At 60.4% G+C, this 442-nt stretch carries 1 protein-coding gene; it reads right to left on the reverse strand.

The genetic code is table 11. From position 1 onward, the window contains the following. Positions 1–368: ArsR/SmtB family transcription factor (locus ACR9ZK_RS21695; protein ID WP_481344029.1), on the reverse strand; the 368-nt coding region annotated here is incomplete at its 3' end. Positions 369–442: the final 74 nt, after the last annotated feature.

The raw sequence follows: 442 nt of genomic DNA on the forward strand, positions 1-442 counted from the left end.
GCTTGTTCCTGTGGGGAGGTGTCGTTGGCGAGCAACTGGTCGAGTCGCCGGAAACGGGACTCGGCGATCAGTCGGTACTGGTCGATCCACGCCGTCAGGCGCTCCAGTGCAGCCGCGCCCAGATGGACGGGCCTGCACTGGGCGTCCCGGGAGCGGGTCACCAAGCCTGCTTGTTCCAGGACCTGGATGTGTTTGGAAACAGCCTGCTTGGTAATGGCGAACGGTTCCGCGAGCTCGTTGACAGTGGCATCTCCCCGGGAAAGCCGGACAACGATGGCCCGCCGGACCGGATCCGCCAGTGCCATGAAGGCCCTGTCCAGGGTGTCGGGACTCCTGTCCAGGCCGGAACCTGAAGCATCGCGTGTCATGTACCAATAAGCCTTTCATAATCAACCAATCGCTTGATCAATCAAATGGTTGATTACGAGATTACGCCTGCAAC

The organism is Monashia sp. HAY1-5C (assembly GCF_056755255.1).